The 16,346-nt window shown below is 66.7% G+C and carries 20 protein-coding genes; 19 read left to right on the forward strand and 1 reads right to left on the reverse strand.

The features are described 5' to 3' along the window. Positions 1–188: 188 nt before the first annotated feature. Entirely contained in the window at positions 189–422 is a 234-nt protein-coding gene (locus VFY73_RS01270) for a hypothetical protein (protein ID WP_329716089.1), read from the reverse strand. A gap of 335 nt (positions 423–757) precedes the next feature. Between VFY73_RS01270 and VFY73_RS01275 the strand changes: the two genes are divergently transcribed. The 19 genes from VFY73_RS01275 to VFY73_RS01365 all read left to right on the forward strand — a co-directional run bounded on the left by VFY73_RS01275 (position 758) and on the right by VFY73_RS01365 (position 16,342). Then, positions 758–1,024, forward strand: coding sequence for a flagellar biosynthetic protein FliQ (locus tag VFY73_RS01275; RefSeq protein ID WP_329716090.1), 267 nt, complete (start codon positions 758–760; stop codon positions 1,022–1,024). A gap of 44 nt (positions 1,025–1,068) precedes the next feature. Further along, on the forward strand, positions 1,069–1,845 hold the full coding sequence (locus VFY73_RS01280; protein ID WP_329716091.1) for a flagellar biosynthetic protein FliR: 777 nt from the start codon (positions 1,069–1,071) through the stop codon (positions 1,843–1,845). Then, the gene (locus VFY73_RS01285) at positions 1,842–2,942 is read left to right on the forward strand and encodes an EscU/YscU/HrcU family type III secretion system export apparatus switch protein (protein WP_329716092.1); all 1,101 of its coding nucleotides are present in this window, start codon (positions 1,842–1,844) and stop codon (positions 2,940–2,942) included. Before VFY73_RS01280 ends, VFY73_RS01285 begins: the two co-directional genes overlap by 4 nt. Beyond that, positions 2,939–5,029 carry a flagellar biosynthesis protein FlhA gene (locus tag VFY73_RS01290; protein ID WP_329716093.1) on the forward strand — a complete coding sequence of 697 codons (2,091 nt, stop codon included), beginning with the start codon at positions 2,939–2,941 and terminating at the stop codon, positions 5,027–5,029. Before VFY73_RS01285 ends, VFY73_RS01290 begins: the two co-directional genes overlap by 4 nt. 25 nt (positions 5,030–5,054) lie before the next feature. Then, the gene (locus tag VFY73_RS01295) at positions 5,055–5,819 is read left to right on the forward strand and encodes a flagellar hook-basal body protein (protein ID WP_329716094.1); all 765 of its coding nucleotides are present in this window, start codon (positions 5,055–5,057) and stop codon (positions 5,817–5,819) included. Between the two features lie 56 nt (positions 5,820–5,875). Continuing rightward, complete coding sequence (flgG, locus tag VFY73_RS01300) at positions 5,876–6,664, forward strand: flagellar basal-body rod protein FlgG (protein WP_329716095.1); 789 nt, start codon at positions 5,876–5,878, stop codon at positions 6,662–6,664. Between the two features lie 77 nt (positions 6,665–6,741). Beyond that, on the forward strand, positions 6,742–7,422 hold the full coding sequence (gene flgA / locus VFY73_RS01305; protein ID WP_329716096.1) for a flagellar basal body P-ring formation chaperone FlgA: 681 nt from the start codon (positions 6,742–6,744) through the stop codon (positions 7,420–7,422). Continuing rightward, positions 7,419–8,027, forward strand: coding sequence for a flagellar basal body L-ring protein FlgH (locus tag VFY73_RS01310; RefSeq protein ID WP_329716097.1), 609 nt, complete (start codon positions 7,419–7,421; stop codon positions 8,025–8,027). The genes flgA and VFY73_RS01310 overlap by 4 nt, the downstream gene beginning before the upstream one ends. A 2-nt stretch (positions 8,028–8,029) precedes the next feature. Next, on the forward strand, positions 8,030–9,193 hold the full coding sequence (locus VFY73_RS01315; protein WP_329716098.1) for a flagellar basal body P-ring protein FlgI: 1,164 nt from the start codon (positions 8,030–8,032) through the stop codon (positions 9,191–9,193). A gap of 21 nt (positions 9,194–9,214) precedes the next feature. After that, positions 9,215–9,568, forward strand: a complete 354-nt coding sequence (locus VFY73_RS01320) for a flagellar basal body rod protein FlgB (RefSeq protein WP_329716099.1) — start codon at positions 9,215–9,217, stop codon at positions 9,566–9,568. Positions 9,569–9,588: 20 nt separating this feature from the next. Beyond that, positions 9,589–10,011 carry a flagellar basal body rod protein FlgC gene (gene flgC, locus VFY73_RS01325; RefSeq protein WP_329716100.1) on the forward strand — a complete coding sequence of 141 codons (423 nt, stop codon included), beginning with the start codon at positions 9,589–9,591 and terminating at the stop codon, positions 10,009–10,011. Then, positions 10,008–10,340, forward strand: coding sequence for a flagellar hook-basal body complex protein FliE (gene fliE, locus VFY73_RS01330; RefSeq protein ID WP_329716101.1), 333 nt, complete (start codon positions 10,008–10,010; stop codon positions 10,338–10,340). Before flgC ends, fliE begins: the two co-directional genes overlap by 4 nt. 62 nt (positions 10,341–10,402) lie before the next feature. Beyond that, entirely contained in the window at positions 10,403–11,863 is a 1,461-nt protein-coding gene (fliF, locus tag VFY73_RS01335; protein WP_329716102.1) for a flagellar basal-body MS-ring/collar protein FliF, read from the forward strand. Beyond that, positions 11,860–12,477: a hypothetical protein gene (locus VFY73_RS01340; RefSeq protein WP_329716103.1), complete on the forward strand. Its 618-nt coding sequence runs from the start codon at positions 11,860–11,862 to the stop codon at positions 12,475–12,477. The genes fliF and VFY73_RS01340 overlap by 4 nt, the downstream gene beginning before the upstream one ends. A gap of 110 nt (positions 12,478–12,587) precedes the next feature. Further along, positions 12,588–13,262: a FliH/SctL family protein gene (locus VFY73_RS01345; RefSeq protein ID WP_329716104.1), complete on the forward strand. Its 675-nt coding sequence runs from the start codon at positions 12,588–12,590 to the stop codon at positions 13,260–13,262. Further along, positions 13,262–14,578, forward strand: a complete 1,317-nt coding sequence (locus VFY73_RS01350) for a FliI/YscN family ATPase (protein WP_329716105.1) — start codon at positions 13,262–13,264, stop codon at positions 14,576–14,578. Before VFY73_RS01345 ends, VFY73_RS01350 begins: the two co-directional genes overlap by 1 nt. Beyond that, the gene (locus tag VFY73_RS01355) at positions 14,575–15,072 is read left to right on the forward strand and encodes a hypothetical protein (protein ID WP_329716106.1); all 498 of its coding nucleotides are present in this window, start codon (positions 14,575–14,577) and stop codon (positions 15,070–15,072) included. The genes VFY73_RS01350 and VFY73_RS01355 overlap by 4 nt, the downstream gene beginning before the upstream one ends. Then, entirely contained in the window at positions 15,069–15,941 is an 873-nt protein-coding gene (locus tag VFY73_RS01360) for a hypothetical protein (protein WP_329716107.1), read from the forward strand. The genes VFY73_RS01355 and VFY73_RS01360 overlap by 4 nt, the downstream gene beginning before the upstream one ends. Then, positions 15,938–16,342, forward strand: coding sequence for a flagellar hook assembly protein FlgD (locus VFY73_RS01365; protein ID WP_329716108.1), 405 nt, complete (start codon positions 15,938–15,940; stop codon positions 16,340–16,342). Before VFY73_RS01360 ends, VFY73_RS01365 begins: the two co-directional genes overlap by 4 nt. Positions 16,343–16,346 lie beyond the last annotated feature (4 nt).

A 16,346-nucleotide genomic window follows, 5' to 3' on the forward strand; every position in this document is an offset into this window, starting at 1 on the left:
AAGAAACGGTCAAGGCTGCCCATCTGACCCACGGGCTTGGGCGTCCATCGACGCTTGGCCCAAAGTCTTTGCGGCATCACCCTGACCGGCCTGGTTCATGATGCCATCGGCTTCAATCACGTCGGCCTGAGGAAGATACGAAGTCTTGCAATGCAACACTGACCCAGACAGCTGCTGAGAAGGAAACGTCACCCAAGGGCCGCTGCGCGGCCCTTGGTGCTTCTGGCAATCGCTGAAGCTCGGCGCCCGAGTTCGATCAGCTCGATGTCCTTGCGCAGCAGGTCATTGACGAGGGTCGAGAGCTCGACGCCCTTGGCGGTAGCCAGCGCTGCGAGCGTGGCCTGCACCTGGTCGTCGAGGTAGACGGGCAGGCTGAGCTTGGCGCCCGGCCGATCAAACTGAAGAACCGCTGCAGCCCGCATGAATGCTGGGGTTGCGGGCGATTGCCGATGGTGCGGTTTGCAGGAAACGGGTCCAATCGATATCGAATCCTTGCAAACTGCACCGAGGTTTGGATGGGCCCGAAGCCGGCTGATGTGATCAAGACCTGTTCCGCACCGAGTTGGCTAACCTGATCGACCATCGGCACGACCCCGCCTGATGCCAATCAGAGGTGGCATTTCGGCACATCGGAGGGTTTACCCTTATAAACAACCTTCAACCCGTGCGAACTTCTGACTGTTCGTCACCCCACCTGCCCCTATAGACTCCCGCCTCACACGTCGATACAGACGCACACAACATGAGAGGGAGTCCAATGCGCGCTGACATGGCGCTTCAGATGCTGGGCGATCTGTTCTGGACCGGGCTGCTGGTGTGCGCCCCGGTGCTGGGCCTGACGATGCTGGTGGGCTTGGTCATCAGCGTGCTGCAAGTGGTCACCCAGGTGCAGGAAATGTCCCTGACCTTCGTGCCCAAGCTGGTTGTCGCGGCCGGCACGCTGGTGATCTTCGGCCCCTGGATGCTGCGCACGCTGTCGGCCTTCTCGGTCCGACTCTGGTCCGGCATTCCGGCCATGTTCTGACCGCCCCCCGGCCGTCAGACGACATTACTTCTTCTGCAAACGTCATGCTGGGCATGGACGCGGGCTGGCTTGTCGCCGCACTGTTGGTGTCGGTGCGGCTGGGTGCGCTCGCCCTGATGGCACCGCCGTTGGGCGGCGCGATGGTGCCACCGACCGTGCGCGTGGCCATCGTGCTCAGCTGGGCCGCAGTGCTGGCGACAGTGAAGCCGATCGGGCCTGAACTCCTGTCGGCCGGCGGTGTGCCCGGTGTCGGGCCCTTGCTGGCCGCAGCGGCTTCCGAGGCTGCCCTGGGCGCCGTGATGGCGCTGGGCCTGAACATGGCCTTCGCGATGTTCAGCTTCGGCGCCCGCCTGGCCGATGTCCAGATCGGCTTCGGGATGGGCCAGGTGTTCGATCCGATGACGCGCCAGCAACTGCCCATCCTGAGTGCCATCTTCACCCAGGTCGCGCTGGTCGGGTTCTTCCTGCTGGACGGACACCACGCCCTCTTGCGCGGCGTCGCGCTGAGCCTTGAGGCCACGCCGCCCGGGCACGCCTGGCTGCTCGATCCGTTGCTGTCGGCAGTGGCCAGACAAGCCGGGCAGATGTTCAGCCTTGGCTTCGCGATGGTGGCGCCGGTGGTGTTCTGCCTCACGCTGGTCGAGCTGGGTCTGGGTGTGTTGTCACGCAATCTGCCGCAGATGAACACGCTGGTGGTCGGCGTGCCGATCAAGGTGGTCGTGGGCTTGGCGGCCCTGGCCGTATGGGCCACCGCCAGCGGCGGCGTGATGCAGCGGGCCTACGCCAGCACGTTTGCGATGTGGGGGGTGCTCTGGCGATGAGCAGCGAGCAGGATCTCGACCGCAACGAAGCCGCCACGCCGCACAAGCTGGACGAGGCGCGCAAGAAGGGCCAGGTGGCCAAGAGCGCCGACATGGTCTCGGCGCTGGTGTTCACGGTTGGCGCCGTGGCGCTCTACGCCAAGGGCTGGGAGAAGCTGGTCGAGCTGTTCAGGTTCGACCACCATCTGATGGGCTTCGCGCGCGCTGCGCGCGGCGGTCCCGACGATGGCTGGCGCTTGTGGGATCTCGCTGCCCACGTCGTGCAAGGCGGCCTCGTGCTGGTGCTGCCCGCGATGGGGGCGCTGATGATCGCCGGGATCCTGGCCAACATCGGACAAACGGGCCCGATCTGGAGCTGGCATCCGGTCAAGCCCGACTGGAATCGCCTGAACCCGATGAACGGCTTCAAGCGGGTCATGTCGCTGCGCACCCTGTTCGACGCCTTCCGCGCGCTGGTCAAGCTGACAGTGCTGGGCGTGGTGGTCGGCAGCACTGTGCGCGACATGGTCCCGCACTTCGGTCAGCTAGGCGATGTGACGCCGTATGGCCACGCCGGCCTTTTGCTGCAGGACCTCGGCTCGCTGGCCTTGCGCGTCGCCCTCGCGCTTTGCGTGATCGCGTTGCTTGACTATGGCTACACCCAGCGCGAGTTCGCCAAGAACATGCGCATGAGCCGTCGCGAGATGCGCGACGAATCGAAGAATCGTGACGGTGATCCTCGCATTCGCGCCCGGTTGCGCGAGTTGCGCCGCGAAATGCTCAAGCGCAGCCTGGCCGTGCAGCGGACGGCGCAAGCCGACGTGGTCATCACCAACCCGACCCATATCGCCGTCGCCCTGCGCTACAAGCACGGCGAAATGGCGGCGCCGGTGCTGGTCAGCAAGGGCGCTGGCGCACTGGCCGCGATGATGCGGTTGATCGCGGCACGTCACCGGGTCCCGGTACTGCGCAGCCCGGCCCTCGCGCGCGCGCTGCACGCGAAGACCCGACTCGACGCGCCGATTCCCACCGAGCTGTACCCCGATGTGGCGCGCCTCATGGTGTGGGTCCTCAACATGAAAGCTGCGCGGCGCGCAACGATGGATAGCAGAGCATGAGCGCCCCGGCAACCACTTCGGGCGGCTTCTTCAGCCGCCACAGCGACATCGCGATGATCGCCCTCGTGCTGGGCGTTCTCGTCGTGCTGTTCACGCCTATCCCGTCGGGCGTGCTGGACTTTCTGATCCTGTCGAACTTCTGCTTCGCCTTCCTCATCCTGCTGCTGACGTTCTACATGGCGCGGCCGGTGGAGTTCTCCACCTTCCCGTCGCTGTTGCTGATCGCCACGCTGTTCCGCCTGTCGCTGAACGTGGCTGCCACACGCCTGATCCTGTCTTCAGCAGACGCGGGCAAGGTCATCGGCGCGATTGGCTCGTATGTCGTGGGCGGCAACTACGTTATTGGCCTGATCGTCTTCCTGATCCTGATCGTCGTGCAGTACGTGGTGGTCACGAACGGCGCGCAGCGCGTCTCGGAGGTCGCAGCCCGCTTCACGCTCGACAGCATGCCCGGCCAGCAGATGAGCATCGATGCTGACCTGAACATGGGCTTCATCGATCAGGCCGAAGCGCAGCGGCGCCGCAAGAACATCGAGAAGGAAGCGGCCTTCTATGGCGCGATGGACGGCGCGAGCAAATTCGTCAAGGGCGATGCGATCGCGGGCATCCTGATCCTGTTGATCAACATCGTCGGCGGCATCGTCATCGGGGTGATGCAAAGCGGCATGCGCTGGGACGAGGCGCTGAAGACCTACACGCTGCTGACGATCGGCGACGGCATCGTCACGCAGGTGCCCGCGCTGGTGATCGCGGTGGGCACCGGCATCATCGTCACGCGTTCGGCAGCCGACGGCAACCTGAGCCGGGAGGTGATGCGCCAGATCACCTCGTTCCCGAAGACCCTGGTGCTGGTGGCCGTGGCCCTGTTGGTCCTGTTGGCGCTGCCCGGCATTCCCGCGCTGCCGACCATGGCGCTGTTGCTGATCATGGGCTCGGCCGCCATGTGGGCCTATCGTGCCGCGGCACGCAAAGCTGCCGCCGAGGCCGTGGCCGCCGAGACCCCCGAAGACGCGGCAGGCGGACCATCGGCCGACGCCGGCGACGACCCCTACACCGCGATGGCCGTCGAGCCCATCGAGGTGCACGTGGGCGCGTACTGGGCCGCCCAGGCCGGCGCGGCCGGGAGCCCAGTGATGGAGCGCATCGCAAGCTTCCGCAAGCAGCACGCGCTGGAGTTCGGCGTGGTGCTGCCGCGGGTCCGCTTCCGCGACGCGCCCAAGCTGGGGGTGCATCAGTACGAGATCCACATCGACGGCGTGCCGGTCGGACGCGGCGAGGCGCGCGCGGATCGCCTGCTGGCCATCCATCCTTCCGGGGACCTGAAGTCGATTCCCGGTGAAGCGACACGCGATCCCACCTACGGCCTGCCCGCGCTCTGGATCGAGCACCGCCAGCGCGAAGCGGCCCTCGCGAGCCGCTACACGCTGGTCGACGCCAACACCGTGCTGCTGACGCACCTGACCGAGGCGCTGCGCCGCGAATCGGCCACGCTGATGACCCGCGCAGAAACCGAGCGACTGCTCGATCGCATCCGCAAGACGCAGGCCTCACTGGTGGAAGAGCTGATCCCGACGGTGCTGTCGGTGAGCGACGTTCAGCGCGTGCTGCAGGGCCTTCTGCGCGAGAAGGTCAGCATCCGCCACCTGGACGCCATTCTCGAAACACTCGCCGATGCAGGACGGCAGACCAAGGATGCCTCGGCGCTCGTCGAGCGCGTTCGGCAACGGCTGGGCGCGGCGATCTGCCAGTCGCTGGTCGGTGAGGGCAATACCTTGCACGTCATGACGCTGGACCCGCAGATCGAAGGCCAGTTGCTGCACGGCCTGCGTGACGTCTCCACCGGCGCCGCGCCGGCCGTCGATCCGTTGCTCGCCGAGCAATTCGTGTCGCGCCTGGTCCAGCACGCGGAAAAGATGATGAAGAGCAATCTGCTGCCCGTGCTGTTGTGCGCACCGGACCTGCGCCGGCACCTTCGCCTGCTCAGCGAACGCGTGCTGCCTCACCTGCGTGTGGTGGCGATGACCGAGGTGCCGACCACCGTCGAACTGCGTTCATTTGCCGTCGTGGCCGCCAGTGCCCCTCATTGACCGTCCGGCACCCTCGAGAACCTGTATGACTTCGATCACTGCCATCACCCTGAATGCCCTGGCCAACGACCAGGCCCGCATCGAACGCATCGCGTCCAACCTGGCCAACGTGCAGACGCCTGGGTACAAGCGCGAGCTGGTGGTCGAGCGCAGCTCGGCGCCCAGCGACTTTGCACAAGCCATGGCATCGCTCACCGCCCAGGGTGGCGACGCCGTTGCGAACCAAGTGGGCGCGCCCGGGCCGCAAACCTCCCTGGCAGCCATCAGCCGTGACATGCACACGGCTACCTTGAAGCCGACCGGCCGGCCACTGGACCTGGCCCTCTCCGGCCCCGGCTTTTTTGAAGTGGCCACCGACCACGGCCCGGCCTACACGCGACGCGGCGAGTTCCAGATCGACGCCCGCGGGCGCCTCGTCACGGCCGAGGGCCATGCCCTGCTGGGCCAGGGCGGCGAAATCACCCTGACCCAGGGCAAGCCCACCATCGACGCCGCGGGGCGAGTCTTCGACGGCGACAACCCGGTGGCGCAGCTGCGCGTCGTGACGGCCGACAGCGCGCAACTGAGCACGCTGGGCGCGGGCTTGTACGCATCCGGCGGCGTCGTGAACGAAGTGCCTTCAGGTCACGTGCAGGTTCGTCAGGGTTTTGTCGAGAACTCGAATGTCGACACCGCCCACGAAATGGTCAGCCTGACCGGAAACGTGCGCCACTTCGAAGCCTTGCTGCGTGTGGCCCAGGGTCGCGACGAAATGCTCGGCACCGCCATTCGACGGCTTGGTGAAGTTTGACCTCAACCGCCGCCGTCGACCGACCGATTCACTGAAACCCCACCCTCCAACGATCCATGTTCGACGCCTTCCAGATCGCCGCCACCGGCATGCATGCCCAGCAGCAAAATGTGGACGCGATCGCCAACAACTTGGCGAATGTCAACACGACCGGCTTCAAGAAGACGCGCGTCAGTTTCACGGACCTGGTTTCGCGCCAGACCGAAGCCGGCGCCAACAACCCGGCCGGCAACGTCGAGGGCGCGCCGAGCCCCATGCATGGCACGGGCGTCGCCATCGCGCAGATCGCCCGGTCCTTTGACGCCGGCGAAGCCAAGAAGACCGATTCCGCCTACGACGTCACCATCGCCGGCGACGGCTTCATCGAAGTCGTGTTGCCCGATGGCAGCCGCGCCTTCACCCGCGGAGGGACGCTGCGGGTCTCGGCGGACGGACAACTGGCCACCGTCACCGGCCAGGCGCTGAAGCCCAATATCTCGATTCCGGAAGACCTGCAGGACCTGACCATCACGCCAGATGGCCGAGTGCTGATCAAGACGGCGCGCCATCCCGCAGCGACTGAAGTCGGCCAGCTGGAGCTGGTGCGCTTCATCGCCCCTTCCGCCCTCGAATCGCTGGGCGACGGCTTGTTCAAGGCCACTGAGCAGGCCGGCGAACCGATCGCGTCGCGTGCGGGGCAGGACGGCGTCGGGACGATTCGCCAGGGCTTCCTCGAAGGCTCCAACGTGAAGCTGGTCGAGGAGATGGTCAACCTGATGGTGGCCCAGCGGGCCTATGAAGCCAGCGTCAAGGTCGTGCAAGCGTCCGACGAGATGTTGGGCATGGTGAATAACCTGCGCAAATGAACTTGCGGTGCATTTCCACGATGCGCGCCGTGGCGTGCGCTGCGGCATGGGTTCTGGCCGGCTTGCCCGCAGCGGCTGTGTCCGCCTCGTCCGAAGCACCGCCGCTCGCCTCGAACGAAGGCTGGGTCAGCCCTGCCATGTTCTTCGAGGCCGCCGAACGTCAGCTGGCGTCGGCGTGGAAGCCTCACTTCAGTCGCATGGAAGTGAGCATGCCGCGCCAAGGCGTCCGCGGCCTGGTGATCGACGCCGGGCCGTACGAGTTGGTCGCCCGTGCGCCACAGCCGCACCGCAACATGAGCGCGCGCATGTCGGTCTGGGTGGACGTGCGCCAGGGCGGCGTCAGCCGGCGCTCGGTGCTGGTGCCGGTGCAAGTGCGTGCCTGGCAAAGCGGGATGGTTGCGCTGCGCGACATGGCGGCCGGCTCGCGCCTGTCCAGCGAGTTGCTGCAGGAGGCAGAAGTGGATGTCGCCGCCGGTGGCCAGTGGGCCTGGCAGGGGAAGGTCGACAACCAGGTGTTGCGCACACCGGTTCTCGCCGGCCACTACGTTGGCGTGCAGCAAGTCGGCACGCCCCATGCAGTCTCGCGCGGTGAACGCGTCGAACTGCTGCATCAAGTGGGCGCCGTGCGGGTTTCCGCCGCTGCCAATGCTCTTCAAGACGGCGATGCCGGACAACACATTCACGTACGCATCGATGCCGCTCAAGGCGCGGTGCTCGCACGGGTGATCGAGCCGGGCCGGGTGGAGTTGATCAAATGAAAACGACGAAGACCAGCCGCTTGTCGGCCATCTGGCGCGTGGTGCTCGGCCTTGCAACCTTGCTGGCCCTCCAGGCCAGCCACGCGCAAAGCCTGTACGACGAGACGACCTTTCGCGCCCTGACCTCCGACCACAAGGCCTTCCGCGTCGGCGATGTGCTGACGGTGCAGGTGGTCGAGAACGCAATGGCGACAGCCAATGCCGACACCGGCACGCAGCGGCGCAACAACCTGGGCGTGGACCTGTCGGTCACGTATCCGCGTGTCAAGGCGGCAGCCGCGAACGCCGGTGTGTCCGGTGACTTCGATGGGGGCGGCCGCACCGAACGCGCGGGACGCCTGGTCGCTCAACTCACCGTGTCGATCCGCGACGTGCTGGCCAACGGCGACCTGTTGGTGGCGGGCGAACAGCAATTGACCATCAATGACGAACGTCAGCGCATCACGCTGACCGGGCGCGTCCGTCCTCAAGACATTTCCGAGAGCAACACGGTGCTGTCCACCCGCATCGCCGACGCCGACATCACCTATGTCGGCGAAGGCCATCTGGCGGATCGGCAAAAACCGGCCTGGTGGCGGCAGGTGGCAGATTGGCTGGGATTCTGACGATGCGACTGTTCAACAAATCCTGGAGCGGGCTGCTGCGTCATTTCGCCATGGCGGTCGCGCTGCTGGCGTCGGCCGTCGGCGGCGCCTCGGCGGCGCCGGTCAACGCAAGCGGCGATGGGCCTGTGCGCATCAAGGACCTGGGCCGCCTGCAAGGCTGGCGGGACAACGCGCTGGTAGGCTACGGCATCGTCACTGGCCTGGCGGGCACGGGCGATTCGCCGTCGAACCGGGCGACGCGCCAGGCCATGTCCAACCTGCTGTCGCAGTTCGGCCAGGCCGTCCCAGTCGATCAGGTGCAAAGCCGCAACGTCGCGGTGGTGATGGTGACGGCCTCGCTGCCGGTGCTCGCACGCGAAGGCGACACGCTCGACGTGACGGTGACCTCCAGCGGCGATGCACGCAGCCTGGTCGGCGGCTCGCTGCTGATGACGCCGCTGCGCGCGGCCAACGGCCGGACGTTCGCGCTGGCACAAGGGCCGCTGTCGGTCGGCGGCTACCGCTACGACGCGAATGGCAACGTGGTGCAGAAGAACCACCCGACAGTCGGTTCGGTCCCCGGCGGGGCCACGGTGGAAGTGGGCATGCCCCGCTCGCCTGCCGAGCCCACCCAGGTCACTTTCGTGCTGGGCAACCCCGACTACACCACGGCCATGCGCGTGGCAAATGCCATCAACAGCGCGTTCGGGACGCAGGTGGCCGAAGCGCGGGATGCGTCCGGCATCGAGATCCGCATCCCGGAGGACGACCGTGCGCGGCCCGTGGCCTTCCTGGCTCGCGTCGAGAGCGTATCGGTCGAGCCCGACCGCCGGGCGAAGGTGGTCATCAATGAACGCACGGGGACGGTGGTCGCCGGCGGCGACGTGCGCATCCAGCGCGTGGCGGTGTCGCATGGCGACCTGCGGGTGTCGATTGCCACCGAGACCTCGGTGTCGCAACCGATCACCGTCGGCAGCATGGCTCCGAACGCCCGGACCGCCATCGTCACCAACAGCCAGGTGGACGTCACCGAGAGTCCTGGTACCGGCTACGTCGCCAGCGGCAACACGGTGGCCGACCTGGTGCAGGCACTCGCGCGCATGCGAACGAACACGCGCGACATCATTTCAGTGCTTCGTGCGGTCAAGGCCGCCGGGGCCCTGCACGCCGAACTTGTCGTGCAGTGACAGTGGAGGAAAACCTGAGACATGAACACACCCAGCATTGAAGCGCTGACGCTGCCGGCGCTGTCGACGGCGATGGACGCCGCCATGATTCGCCAGCAGGTGACCGCCAACAACATCGCGAACGCCAACACCCAAGGCTTCACCGCACAACGGGTCAGCTTCGATGTCGCGATGGAAGCTGCGGCCGGAGGGGCGGATGCGCCGCTGCAAGCGCGGCTGCAACCGCAGGTCGGCTTGAGTGTCGATGGCGCGGTGCGCCTGGACAGCGAAGTCGCCGCCATGGCGCAGAACAGCGCGCACTACCAAGTCCTGCTCAAGGCCCTTAACCGACACCTGTCCATCATGGCCACCGCCGTCAGTGACGGCAAGCGCTGAGCCGGAGTAAGAGTAAGAGCATGACGAACAATCCTTTCGCGATCTCCGCCATCGGCATGGACATCGAGCGCCTGCGCGTCGACGTGGCAGCAATGAATCTGGCCAATGCGCACGTCGCCGTCTCGGCGACCGGCGAAGGCTATCGCCCGCTGCAGGTGGTGGCTCGCGTCAATGCCAACGGAAGCTTCTCGACGCAGTTCGACCAGTGGCTGCAATCGCCGGCCGTGAGCGTCGAGCCGACCTTGAACGCACCGCGCCAAGTGCTGGAGCCGGGTCACCCGCTGGCCGACGACAAGGGCTTCGTTCGCTATCCGGCCATCGACCACACGACCGAGATGTTCACGATGATGGGCGCCATGCGCGCCTACGAGGCAAACGTGGCCGCGATGAACACCAGCCGCGCGATGGTGCTGAAGGCACTGGACATCGGAGGTGCGCAATGAGCCTGCCCGATTTCCTGCCGCCGGTGGCGCCGCTGCCGGCCGTCGAATCGACCCAGGCGGCCAGGCTGGCGGCCATCATGCAGCCAGCTCCTGCCGAGAACGTCGCCGCTCCGGGCTTCGGCCAACTGGTGACGCAAGGACTGGAGCAGGTCAACAACTCGCTGCTGGACAGCCAGATCGACATGCAACGGCTGGCGGCCGGCGAAGTGGGCAACCTGCACCAGGTCATGTTGCGCCTGGAGCAATCGCGCCTGTCGTTCCAACTGATGATGCAAGTGCGCAATCGACTGCTGGAGTCCTATCAGGACGTGATGCGCATGCAAGTGTGAGCCGGCGACGGCAAGCGCGAATGGCATGACGCAAGGTGTTGGATTCGAGGGTTGAGGAACAGATGGACTTGAAATCGTTGTGGACAGGGCTGAGCAGAGGCGCCCGTTGGGGCTTGGGCCTCGGCGCTGCGACGATCGTGATCGTCACGATGGCACTGGGCTACTGGGCCTTGCACACCGATCACGAGGTGCTGTTCGCGAAGCTGTCGGCGCAAGACGCTGCCGCGATGACGCATGAGCTCGATCAGATGAAGGTGCCGTACCGCCTGGGCGACGACGGCACCACCATCCTGGTCGACCGCGCCACGGTCCACGCCACTCGACTGAAGCTGATGGGCAAGGACCTGCCGCTGCACGGCGCCGTCGGATTCGAGTTGTTCAACAACTCCGACTTCGGCATGACCGAGTTCGCGCAGAAGGTGAACTACCAGCGCGCACTGCAAGGCGAGCTGACCCGCACCATCCTGTCGCTGGCCGAAATCGAAACGGCCCGAGTTCACCTGGCGCTGCCGGAAGACGGCCTGTTCAAGCGGGACCAAAGCCGCGCCAAGGCCTCCATCACGCTGACCCTGCGCGACGGACGGTCGCTGCGGCGCGAGCAGGTGCGCGGCATCCAGCGCCTGGTCGCCGCAGCGGTGCCCGGCATCGAGAGCCGCGACGTGACGCTGGTCGGCGCGCAGGGCGTGGCGCTGACGCAGGAGACCGAAGACGGCGCCGACGGCATGACGTCGTCGCTGCGCGTGGACCTGAAGCGCGACATCGAGCAATACCTCGCCCACAAGGCGAACACCGTGCTCGACAAGGCCTTCGGCCCGGGCCAGGCGTTGGCCAGCGTCGATGTCACGCTGGACATGAACCAGGTACGGATGACCACCGAAGACGTGCTGACGCCCCCCGCGGCCAATGGCGAAGGCCCAGTCGGCGTCGTACTTCGCGAGCGCGAGACCATCCGCGACAGCAAGGGCGCTGCGGCCGCCGCCGTGGACGCCGTGCCGTCCGGCAGCACGCACCGAGAAGTGGACTATCAGCTCGGCCGCCGGGTGGAACAGGTCGTATCCAGCCCGGGGACGGTCACCCGCCTGCATGCCTTGGCGATCCTGAAGACTCCGCTGAATCCGGCGCAGGTCGAACAGGTCAGGCACCTTCTTTCCAGCGCCGTCGGCGCCACCCGTGAACGGGGTGACATCGTGGTCGTCCAGCCGCTGGAAGGCCTGGCGGCGAACGTCGTGACCGCACCGGCGACCAACGTAGCAGCCCAGGCCGAAGGCACCGGCGGCAACGCGCCGCGCGACGCCGCGCCCGGCACGGGCGGCTCGACGTCCATGGCGAGCTCGCTGACGGTCGCGCAGGGCCTGATAGGCATCCTCGCAGCGCTGATGCTGATCTCGCTGGTCATGTGGGCCCGCCCGCGGCGAACGGCAGTCGCAGCACCATTGGATCCGGCGCAACGCGACGCGACGCTGGCCCAATTGCGGGACTGGCTGAAGCAACCTGCATCCCCGTCGCACGAGGATGTCCGGTGAACGCGCTCTTCGCCGACATGGTCACTTCCGAAACGTCGCAGCCCGCTTCGCAACCGCCTCGCCGTTCCGCAGCCTTGCTGCTGCACTCGCTGAGCGATACGGACCGGGCCTGGGCCTTGTCGCAACTCGATTCGGGCGCACGCGACGCGCTGCGGCCCTTGCTTGATGAGTTGCTGGAGCTCGGCGTCCCCCGGGACCCGGTCTGGGTCCGCCAGGTGCTGGCCGAATCGGCGCCTTCGCCGTCGGGCCGGATGGACGCGATCCACGCCCCGCGAGAGCGCATCGCCAACGCGGATCCGCAGTCCGTGGCGAGCCTGTTGCTGCGCGAGCCGCGTGGCCTCGTCCAACGCGTGCTGGCCATGGGGCCTTGGCCTTGGACCGAGGCCGTGCGGGCCGCTTTGAAGCTGCATCGCGGCGACCTTTTCGAGCCGTCTGTGGTAACGCCACGACAGCCCACGCCGAAGGGATCGGCACTCGAGCAGGCACTGCTGGCGCAGCTCACAGCCGCCCTGGACAAGATGTCGCCATCTCATCGCGCCATTGGTCCCGCCAACGGCGTCCGGCCCAGCCTGGCCCAGCGGTTTTCCAACCTTCTGGCGGGGCGCCATCGATGAACACGAGCAAGGTACTGCGCAGTCCGCTGGTGGACCCTCAACGAAGGGTCTTGATCGGGCCCGCGGCCGCGGAAGCGGCGCAACCGGCGCCGATGGCCCAGGCGCCGCGAGTGGCCGCCATGTCCGTGGCCGCACCGCCGGTGTCCGCGCCCGCCCCGGATCCGGCACCCGCGGTGCCGGCGCCCGGGTTCGAAGAAGGCTATGCGGAAGGCCTGCGCCAGGGCTTGGCCGAGGCGCAGGCGCGCATCGAACGCGAGATCGAGTCGCGGTGGCAGGCCCAGAAGTCCCAGCTGGACCATGCCGAACGCCGCCGAACCGACGAGCACGCCCATCGCATCGCAACCCTCGAAGCCATGCTGCAGCCCATGCAGAAGGCCATGCCGGAACGATTCCTGGCCCTGGAGCGCCAGGCGATCGAACTGGCCTACGAAGCCCTTTGCCGCGTCTGCGGCCCGCATGCCGAACAGGAGCGCGGCGTCGGCCGTGCCGGGCTGCTGGCCGACCTGATGCGCCAGGCCGTGCAGCAGTTGCGTGGCCAGGCCTGGCTCGGCGTCCGCCTGCATCCGAAGGACCACGCGGTGCTGTTGGGGTCCGAGGCAGGGCGGTCGCTGGTCGAACGCTATCCGCAGGTGCGGTTCGCGGCCGACGCCGCGCTCGAGCCGCTGGCCATCGTCATCGAGTCTGATCACGGGCAGCTCGACGCCAGCCTGCAGACCCAGCTCTCCCGCCTGCGCGATCTCTGGGCGCAAGCCGCCGGCACGCCTGTGGAGCAGGAGGAGCCCTGATGCTTGAAGCACTGAGGCAGTCCACGGCTACCGCCGAACTGGTGCGACGCATTGGCGTCGTGCGCCAAGTCAGCGGCCTGTCGATCGAATCAGAAGGTCCCGACGTGACCCTGGGCGAACTGTGCCGGGTCCATACCCGCCTGGACGCGGCGCCGGTGTTGGCCGAGGTCGTCAGCCTGCGACGCGGCCTGGTGACCTTGATGCCCTTCAAGACGGCGCAGGGTCTGGCCGCCAGCTGCCGTGTCGAAGCACTGGGCCACGGTGCCAGGATTCCGGTGGGGCCAGCCTTGCTGGGTCGCGTGATCGACGGATTCGGGCATGCGCTGGACGGTCTGCCGGATCCATCGCGGGCCCAGACCCGTCCGGTGAAGGCCGCACCGATCAATCCCTTGCATCGGCCACGCGTCGAGCAGGTGCTCGAAACCGGCGTGCGCGCCATCGACACCTTGCTGACGCTGGGCCGCGGTCAGCGCGTGGGCATCTTTGCCGGCAGCGGTGTCGGCAAGAGCACCCTGCTCGGGATGATCGCCCGGCATGTCAAGGCAGACGTCAACGTCATTGCCTTGATCGGCGAACGCGGACGCGAAGTCAAGGAATTCATCGACAAGCACTTGGGCGAAGAAGGCCTGAAACGCTCGGTGGTGGTGGTCGCGGCATCGGACCAGCCTGCCCTGGCGAGGCTGCACGCCGCGTACGCAGCCATCGCGATCGCGGAAGCGTTCCGTGATCTCGGCCGGCACGTGGTACTGACCATGGACTCCATCACACGCTTCGCGATGGCCCGGCGCGAGATCGGCCTGTCGGCCGGAGAGCCCCCAACAGCGCGCGGCTACACGCCGTCGGTCTTCGCCGAACTGCCCGAGCTGTGCGAACGCTGCGGCACGGCCCCGTCGGGCGGTTCGATCACCGCCTTGCTGACGGTGCTGGTCGAAGGCGACGACCCGAACGAACCGATCGCAGACAACCTGCGCGCGATCCTCGACGGGCACGTCATGCTTTCGCGGCAGCTCGCCCAACAGACGCACTTTCCGGCGATCGACGTGCTCAAGAGCGCCAGCCGGGTGATGACGGACCTGGCCACCGGCGACGAGTTGCGCACAGCGCGTCAGGCGCTGGCCACTCTAGACGTTCTGGAGCGCAACCGACAGCTCGTCGAGATCGGCGCCTACGTCACCGGGAGTAACCCGGAGCTCGACCGCGCCCTTCGGATGAAGCCGGCCCTGCAGAGCTTTCTTCGGCAGTCGGCCTGCGGCGAGGTGAGGCAGCTGGCGCAACAGTCTTTGAAGCAGATCGTCTATTCGGAGGGCGAAGCGTGAGCGGCACTGACCTGCGGGGTTTCGAATACGCCATGGAGCCCGCGCGCCAGCGCGCGCACCATCGCGTGGATACTTCGATCAGCCAATTGGGTCAGTGCCAACAGGCGCTGTCTCGCGCCCGCCAGAAAGAGCAGGAACTGCGTGAGCGGTGCGGCGATGTCGCGCGCAACAGCACCCCATCGCACAGCGGCGTCATCGACCCCTGGCGTGCTATGGCGGCGTCCGGTCAATGGCTTCAATTGCGGAAGGCGGGCGATCTGGCGGAGGAAGCCCGCCGGAAGTGTGAGGCGGAAGTGGCTGATGCGCAGCGCCAGCTCAACCGCGCCCGCATCGAGCAGGAGACTTTCGACACGCATCGCCGCGACGTACTGGCCGAGCACGTCCTGACGCTGGCGCGGCGCCAGCAAACCATCGTCGACCAGGATTGGCTGGCCCGGCAGCAGCACGTTCGCGCCGAGGCAAGTTCTGCCTCGCGCCCCGGAGAACGCGAGTGAAACTGCACACCTTTCATGCGACAGTCACCGCGACCCAGGCTCGATCGGATGAAGCTGCCCGCCTGCCTTCGAGCCCGGATACCCAGGCCGCCTTGGCGTGGCGTCGCGAGATGGAACGAGCGCAGGCCGATGCGTGGTTCAAGGGCTCGCTGCCCACTCCAGACAGCCACCTCGCCAACGATACGCAACAGCACTCGACTCGTTACGACCCGGCCGGGCGATCGAGGGCTGCGTTCGACGCTCCAGCCGATCACCGTTCGCCCGACACCGTCCATGCCGATGTTCTTGGAACAGCCACGGTGACGGCTTCGCCCTCGGTGAAGCCGGCCCTCCAGCCGGGGTCATTGATCATGCCGACCGGCAGCGGAACGCGCATCGAGGGACGCATCGGATTGATCAGCGCCGACTCAAGCCGTCCAACGGGCAAAATCATGGGTCGCCAGCAGAGTGCTCCCGAGCCCGCACGAGTGAACCCCGCCAGTCTCAGTTCAGGGTTCGGAACCCAGGTCGACGCAGACGAAGACGCACCTGCATCAGAAGGCCCCTCAGCATCGCCGCGCCGCGACGCAGCCGGTGCATCGGACAACGACGCCCAGCCGCTAGTTCGCGTGCATGTGGAGGGTGATGCCGAACGCTCCACCGTCTGGCTGGGCATCGATGCGTCGGCCCGACCCAGCCTGCTCGCCATCACCGAGGTCGTCTCCCGTTGGCTGGCGCGAGCCGGCTACGGCACGCCCACCTGGATCTGCAACGGCCAGGCCATCGGCGATCCCGGTGACGGCGACGCGTCCTACCTCACTCCGGCCGACAAGCCCGTCAAGGCCGCCTTGTCCTTCAAGATCGAACCACCCATCGGAGAGTCCGCATGAGTTCCATTGGCGCCGTGGGCGCAACCTCGACCAACCTGCAGTCCTCCAACATCGGCATGCAGGACTTCCTGAACATCCTGCTGACCCAGCTGACCTACCAAGATCCGCTCAAGCCCATGGACAACAAGGAATTCATGGCGCAGCTGGCCCAGTTCACCACACTAGGGCAGACACAAGAGCTCAACGGGAAGATCGATTCGCTGTTGTCGACGCAAGCATCAATGCAGTCCGTGGGACTGCTGGGCAAGACGGTGACCTTCAACTCCCAACAGGGCCCGCTCACAGGCAAGGTGGACTCCCTCTCGTGGGCCGGCACGACGCCTCAATTGGCGATCAAGGACATCCCCAATGTGGGAACACTGTCGGGGATCAGCCTGTCCGATGTCACGCTCATCAAGTGAGCAT

The sequence above is a fragment of the Ideonella sp. genome (assembly GCF_036277275.1).
In the GTDB taxonomy this organism is placed as follows: Bacteria; Pseudomonadota; Gammaproteobacteria; order Burkholderiales; family Burkholderiaceae_C; genus Ideonella.